General features: G+C 46.6%; 5 protein-coding genes. 4 read left to right on the forward strand and 1 reads right to left on the reverse strand.

Going from position 1 to position 7,036, the window contains the following annotated elements; all coding sequences use genetic code 11:
• Nucleotides 1-13: 13 nt before the first annotated feature.
• On the reverse strand, nucleotides 14-1,399 hold the full coding sequence (locus PN462_RS09335; RefSeq protein WP_443029120.1) for a sensor histidine kinase: 1,386 nt from the start codon (nucleotides 1,397-1,399) through the stop codon (nucleotides 14-16).
• Between the two features lie 139 nt (nucleotides 1,400-1,538).
• Here PN462_RS09335 and PN462_RS09340 point away from each other — a divergent pair, with 139 nt between their 5' ends.
• The 4 genes from PN462_RS09340 to PN462_RS09355 all read left to right on the forward strand — a co-directional run bounded on the left by PN462_RS09340 (nucleotide 1,539) and on the right by PN462_RS09355 (nucleotide 6,757).
• Nucleotides 1,539-2,198 carry an SDR family oxidoreductase gene (locus tag PN462_RS09340; protein WP_272127854.1) on the forward strand — a complete coding sequence of 220 codons (660 nt, stop codon included), beginning with the start codon at nucleotides 1,539-1,541 and terminating at the stop codon, nucleotides 2,196-2,198.
• A 90-nt stretch (nucleotides 2,199-2,288) separates the two neighbouring features.
• On the forward strand, nucleotides 2,289-2,921 hold the full coding sequence (locus PN462_RS09345; RefSeq protein ID WP_443029121.1) for a glycoside hydrolase family 24 protein: 633 nt from the start codon (nucleotides 2,289-2,291) through the stop codon (nucleotides 2,919-2,921).
• A gap of 625 nt (nucleotides 2,922-3,546) precedes the next feature.
• Entirely contained in the window at nucleotides 3,547-6,138 is a 2,592-nt protein-coding gene (locus PN462_RS09350) for a DUF3536 domain-containing protein (RefSeq protein WP_272127857.1), read from the forward strand.
• Between the two features lie 325 nt (nucleotides 6,139-6,463).
• Nucleotides 6,464-6,757 carry a hypothetical protein gene (locus PN462_RS09355; RefSeq protein ID WP_272127858.1) on the forward strand — a complete coding sequence of 98 codons (294 nt, stop codon included), beginning with the start codon at nucleotides 6,464-6,466 and terminating at the stop codon, nucleotides 6,755-6,757.
• Nucleotides 6,758-7,036 lie beyond the last annotated feature (279 nt).

The raw sequence follows: 7,036 nt of genomic DNA on the forward strand, positions 1-7,036 counted from the left end.
CTCCCATCCCCAATCACCCATTATCCTTCACCGTGGGTAAAATCACCGTAAAAGTTGTGCCTTGGTGGGGTTTGCTGGTGACGGTGATTTGGCCGTGATGTTGTTCTACAATGGCTTTAGCGATCGCAAGTCCTAATCCTGACCCGGTTTGTTGAGGGGAGGGTTGTTCTAATTTTGCCTCATTACAAGGGTCATTGCGCGATCGCGCGGGATCAACTCGGTAAAAGCGATCGAAAATATGGGGTAAGGCCGTTTCAGGAATACCAATTCCGGTATCTTTCACCTTAACTTGTACTCCCCCATGTAATGCGTCCCGTTTCACAGGTTTTAACTCCACCTCCACCACCCCTTCCCCCGTTTCCTCCTCACAAAACCGATATCGGGTATATTCAATGGCATTACTAATTAAATTGGTAAATAATCGAGCTAATTGATCCCAATCTCCTTTTACCACAAACGTCTCATCCCCATGAATCCGCAAAGATAAGCCAATCTGGTATTGTTGAGCGAGACTGCGTTGTTCTTCTATTGCTTCAATGAGTAACCCATCGAGGGGGAGAATTTGCGGGTTATTCTGCACTATACCACTATCCGACCGGGCCAAAAATAATAAATCATTCACCAGACGACCTAACCGTTGCGTTAACCGTTCAATCACCTGTAACTGCTGCTGTTGAAATTGGCTATCTTGGTCAGGATAGGATAAGGCCATCTGGACATTGGTTTGAATGGTGGCCAAGGGGTTACGGAGTTCGTGGGATGCGTCGGCGGTAAATTGTTTTAAACTCTGATAGGATTGCTGAATGGGTTTAATGGCCAAACCGGACAACAACCAACCAATTGCTCCCACTCCCACCACCATGAGACTGGTCCCAATGGCTAAATCAACAATTAACTGACGAATGGGTTTGGTGACTTCAAACCACGGATGACTCACCCGCAGATATCCTAACACTTGGCGGTCTGTACCGATGCGTTGGGTGACTTGTCGGAGGATTAAGTCCTTTTGGGAATATTGTCCCGAAACGTGCTTTAAATGCACGGTTTTCCCTCCTCCGTTCACTTGTAGAGGGATATCAGGAGGGTGTTTAAAGGTAGTCCAACGTAATTCTCCCGTAGGACTAAACCATTCTAGCTCAATGCGGTCATCCTCGACGGTTTCGGCATTGTTGCGGAAACTCTGGGTGATATTGATGCGATCGCCGCCTTGGGAGGGACTATAATGTTCTATTTGTAGCGATCGCTCGACCACTTCAACAACGTGCTTGAGTGTATCATCCATGCGATCGATCAACGTACTCCGCACATAGAAATAAAACCCTGTCGCAAAGAGCAACAACAGAATCGCAGTAACTAAAGTGTACCAAATCGCCAAACGGCGACGAGTCTCGGTAAACATATTGCGGTGATGGGTAAGTGGGAATTGGCAATTGGGAGACTTCTCTATTATCCCCCGATTCCCTGTCAGAAAATTATCCACTCCTGAAAAAATCACGGCATTATAGAAAACAGAGTTGGCTTATACGCAAAAAACATCCATGAAAGCATTAGTCGCAGGTGCAACAGGACGAACCGGGAAACGCATTGTCGATGTACTGGTTGAACAGGGTATCTCTGTGAAAGCATTAGTGCGGAACTTAGAAAAAGGACAACAGACAGTTTCCCCCGAAGCAGAATTAGTCGTCGGAGATGTCCTCCAACCCGATAGTTTACAAGAGGCCATAGAAGGGTGTGATGTGGTGTTCTGTGCAACCGGGGCCACTCCTTCCTTTGATCTCACCGGACCCTATCGAGTGGACTACGAAGGGACTAAAAATTTGATTGATGTGGCCAAAACTGCCGAAATTCAACAATTCGTCCTTGTATCTTCCCTCTGTGTGTCCCAATTTTTTCATCCGCTTAATCTATTTTGGCTGGTGTTGTACTGGAAAAAACAAGCAGAAGACTATTTAAAACAAAGTGGGTTAACCTATACCATTGTCCGACCTGGAGGACTCCTAGACACGGATAATCCTGATCCTATTGTCTTATCCGAGGAAGATACCTTGTTTGATGGTCGAATTCCCCGTCGGAAAGTGGCTGAAGTTGCGGTGGCCGCTTTGTCTCAGTCTGCTGCTCAGAATACCATTCTCGAAACCATTGCCAAACCAGAAGCGGAAAAGAAAGATTGGTCTGAGTTATTTGCTACGGTGACTTAAACTATTATGCCACGGCGATTTTTTCGGTCTGTACTACGTTGGTCTTTGGCCAGTGTTAGCGCAATTACATTAGGAGGAATAATAGTCTTTATGGGAGGGGAGTCTCCCCATTCTCCCATGGGGGAGAGTCTCCCCCAACTCCATGGAACACAACCCCTGGTCATGGAAGGGGGTGATCCGTATATTCGCGCTTTAATGCGAACCATTACCGCGAGTGAGGCCAATGTCCCCCAACCCTATAGGATTCTTTATGGGGGACAACGCTTTTCTGATTTTAGTCGTCATCCTGAACAATGTATCCCCATTGTGACCGGTCCTAATGTGGGCAACTGTACCACCGCAGCAGGACGGTATCAGTTTATTAATGTAACGTGGTATGAAAAGGCGAAAGCATATCATCCTAACCCAGACGGGGTGTTTTGGTGGAGACGGTACAGTTTTGCACCCCAATACCAAGATGCGGTGGTTTATGGGTGGTTAAGTGACCCGGATGCGTGGGGGGTTGACCTCCGCAAACTCCTCCGTCAGGGTAAAATTGAGCAGGTGTTAAGGCGACTATCAGGGACTTGGACGAGTTTGGGGTATGGTATTGAAGATAATGTGATGAGTGATCAACTTCCCCAAATTTATGAAAAAATACTGCAAGAGGAGCTTCGTTCAGATATCCACTATCCACTATCCACTCCCCCATCTCCAAATGATCCCCATTTGATCCCTACCTAGAATTTAAGGTTATTAATAACAATCTTTGCGGTTTTTGCGCCAATTCTTAATATTTAGACTTTGGCCAGTTGGTGAGTGGACTCTCAGGGAAAATCGCTCAAATGTAGTAAAAGTTAATAAACTGTAAAGAAATGATAGGTTCAAGCTAACCTTTGTCACAATATACTGATAAAGCGTCAATAATCTTCCTCCTAAGATATTTCCCCCTTTTGTACAGAAGGAGTGCTAAAACCCTAGGGCTGACGGGTCATAGAGAGAGTTTTGTAATGGGAAGTGCCATGGATACCCGTCTCAAGGGTGAAGATTTTAAGCGTTAAAAAACGTAAAGAACTGCTTTCGTTTATTAAAAAAAATAGTTTTTTTTGCTATGGTATTTTTGATGAACAGAAATAAGAGAGATTTTTTGCTAGTTATGATAAATAAGGAGGGGCATTGAAATAGTTTTGCCCTGTTCTTTGGTGCTGAAGTGAGAGAAACAAGGGAGGAGAATAAACTTATGAGACGGTTTGTTAGCCAACTTTGAGCGTTCATTGCTTTCTTGAGTGACTAAGCTGAAGACGCGAATTTAGATTGAGATAAAGCGTTTTTTATCTTGATTGCCATCTGTAAATTACCTCGTACTTTTATGACAACTACACCCATTAAACCCAAAAAAGATTTAGAGTTAAATTCTCTAGAAACGTTAGAAAACCAGATTGAACAACAAGCGGAAACGTCGCAGGTTCAGGCAACTGGGGTTTGTATTACGGTTCATGGTCATTTCTATCAACCCCCTAGAGAAAATCCCTATTTGGATACAATTGAGCGTCAACCGAGTGCTTATCCGTTCCATGATTGGAATGAGCGCATTTTGTATGAATGTTATCGTCCCAATGTCTTTGCGCGGATTTTAAATGAGCATAATGAGGTGATTGATATTGTCAATACCTTTGAATATTTGAGTTTTAATGTGGGGCCGACTTTAATGAGTTGGTTAGAGGATCATGATGCTCAAGTGTATCAAGGGATAATTGATGCAGACCGCAAGAGTGCAGCGCGGTTAGGGGGTCATGGGAATGCGATCGCGCAAGTCTATAATCATATTATCCTCCCCCTCGCCAACCAACGGGATAAATACACCCAAATTCGCTGGGGTAAAGCAGACTTTCGCTCCCACTTTGGCCGGGACCCAGAAGGAATGTGGTTAGCAGAAACCGCAGTGGACTATCCCACCCTAGAAGCCTTAGCCGATGAAGGGATTCAGTTTATTATTTTAGCCCCCTCTCAGGCAGAACGGTGTCGCCCCTTTGCCAGGGAAGACAACCCCAGTCCCGACTGGTTAGAGGTGGGAGGGTCACAAATTGACCCCACTCGGCCCTATCGCTGTTTCCTCAGTGAGGAAAAATATATTGATATTTTCTTCTATGATGGGCCGATTTCGAGTGATATGGGCTTTGATGATGTTCTCAGTAGTTCCCAGAATTTCGCGGACCGCTTAGGCCAAGCAGTGCGAGACCGTCCATCTCAGTTGGTTTGTGTGGCCACCGACGGGGAAACCTTCGGCCACCACAAAGGAGGGACTGAAAAATGTGTGGCCCATGCGGTCTTACAAGAATTTGCCAACCGGGGTTGGACGACGACCAACTTTGGCCATTATCTCAGCCAAAACCCCCCGACTTGGGAAGTGGAATTAAAACCTGTCACCGCTTGGAGTTGTTCCCACGGAGTCGAACGTTGGCAAAGTGACTGCGGTTGCGGTGGAGGTGGGGGTTGGCAACAACAGTGGCGCAAACCCCTACGGGAGAGTTTAAACTGGTTGCGCGATCGCTTGGCCGAGATTTACGAAGCCCACGGGCGCAAATTCTTCCATGATGTCTGGCAGGCCCGGGATGAATATGTGCAGGTGATCCGCGATCGCAGCCCCGAAAACGTGATTAACTACCTCTACCGTCACCAAAACCATCCCCTCAACCAAGAAGAACAGATCGATGCCCTGCGTTTACTAGAAATGCAGCGTCAATCCCTGTTAATGTTCACCAGTTGTGGCTGGTTCTTCGATGAAATTTCCCGGCCCGAAGGAGTCCAAATTCTCCGTTATGCAGCCCGGGCCATTGAACTGGTGGGAGAAGTGGCCGGAGTGCAACTCGAAACCCAATTCCGCCACCGTCTCAGCGTCGCCCCCAGTAATGTAGAATCCTTCCGAGATGGGGCCCAGGTGTACGACGAGTTAGTTGTTCCGGCCCGCATCACCTTTGAACGGGTAGCCGCCCATTATGGGATTACTTCCCTCTTTACCCATTATCAAACCACAGACCGGGTTTACTGTTACGAAGCCACCCAAGTGGACTATTTCCGGCAACAAATCGGGACCCAGACCTTGGCCATCGGGCAATTGCGCTTAGTCTCGGAAATTACCCGTGAGAGTGCCGATTATATCTTTGCGGTCTTACATTTAGGGGGATGGGACTTTCACTGCTGTATTCAACCGTTTACGGGGCGTTTGGCCTATTCTAAGGTGAAAGAGACCCTGTTAGAGGCTTTGAATCAGGCGAGTGTGGCTAAAACTATGTTTGTGATGACCAAGGTATTCGGCGATCGCGTCTTTAGTTTAGAAAACCTCTTTGCCGAGGAACGCCAGTGGATTATCCAACAAATTGCCGATCAAAGTAAAAATACCTTAGATCAGCTTTATACCCAAGCCTATCGGGATAATTACACGGTCTTACGGGCATTTCACAAAGAAGAACTCCCTGTCCCCACGGAGTTAAAAGTCGCCGCCGAAATCGCCCTCTCTCACCGTTGTAGCGTGGCCTTAGAAACCTTAGAGGCCGTCAAAGACCAACCGGAACGGGATAATTATTTGGCGGAGTTAGCGGCCATTGCCACGGAAGCTCAACAAATGCGCTGTAAGATGACGATACCGGAAGGGAAGCGCGTTTTAGAGCAAGTGATTGGGGATTGGTTAGAGGATTTGCTCTTTGAAGCCAATGATGAGACCTTAGAGGAAGACTGCGATCGTATTCAGCGCACCATCGAGTTAGGGGATGCCCTTGAAGTGGGACTCTCGTTAGACCGCGCCCAAGAGTTATATTATCGCTGTCTGCACCACAAAATCCTCCCCCAATGTGTTGAAACGGACACCCCAGAAAAAGTTTGTCCCTGGGATAGTGTCAGTGTCACCCTTCTCTTAAAGTTAGGGCGACGGTTGGCCATTGATGTCAGTTCTTGGTCTGCTTAACCTAGAGGATAGGAGAAACTGAACAAGGGGGAACGATGTCCATCGTCCCCCTTTTTTTGTGTCGGGAGTTTCGGGATTGTCGGGAGATAGGGGAGTGTCGGGAAATAAAGGAGATAGGGAAGATAATTGTATTAAATTTATTCATACCCAAGATGAACAAAATGCTTTGTTGGTGATTCTGTCTCCGCGCTAGATTTAAATTAACTGAGGTAAACCACCTCCGTGCGTTGAACCTCTCAGTTCATATCCATAGTTCTGCAACATTTTGCAAAGAAGCCTCCGCATCACTGGCGAAGGCTCAACACAGTCATACTGGAGGTATCTGATGAAACAATACAATTCTTCTCTTTCTCTTTCTACTAATACGGCCCACTACGCGACTCGTCAACCTTCAGCGTGGCAATCTGTCTTACATCATCCTCTTGTGTCTAGGCTACAACGTTGGGGACAAGAGGTGATCAGCGCTCTTGAAGGAAGTGATGAACCTCGTGTTACGCTGTGCAGAAGTGCCAAAGGGGAAACTTACTGGAAAGTTTACGATCCCAAACACCGTTTTACAGCGATGTTTGCAACGGAACAAGAAGTCCGGGTTTGGCTGGAGCAACGCTATTATCGGTAAATGAGCGTGATTGTCCCTTAATTGATGCAGTCTCTCAGGTTTTCTGACTGAGAGACTGTATTCTGGTTGCTCGACATGGGCCCTGAATTTTGTACCCTAGAATCTGTTCTCATTTTGGACAGGGTTCGTGGATATTCGTTTATCTTTCTTCCAAAAGAAGACCCTCGCCTCCGGCGACGGGATGAATTTTGGGCAGAAGCTGAAGATAACCCTTCAAGATTAACTTGATGTTTTTTGTGCTAATTGTGGTAGCATAAAGCCATGTTCATCATCGAGTAC

This window comes from Spirulina sp. CS-785/01 (assembly GCF_028330525.1).
In the GTDB taxonomy this organism is placed as follows: Bacteria; Cyanobacteriota; Cyanobacteriia; order Cyanobacteriales; family Spirulinaceae; genus JAQMSD01.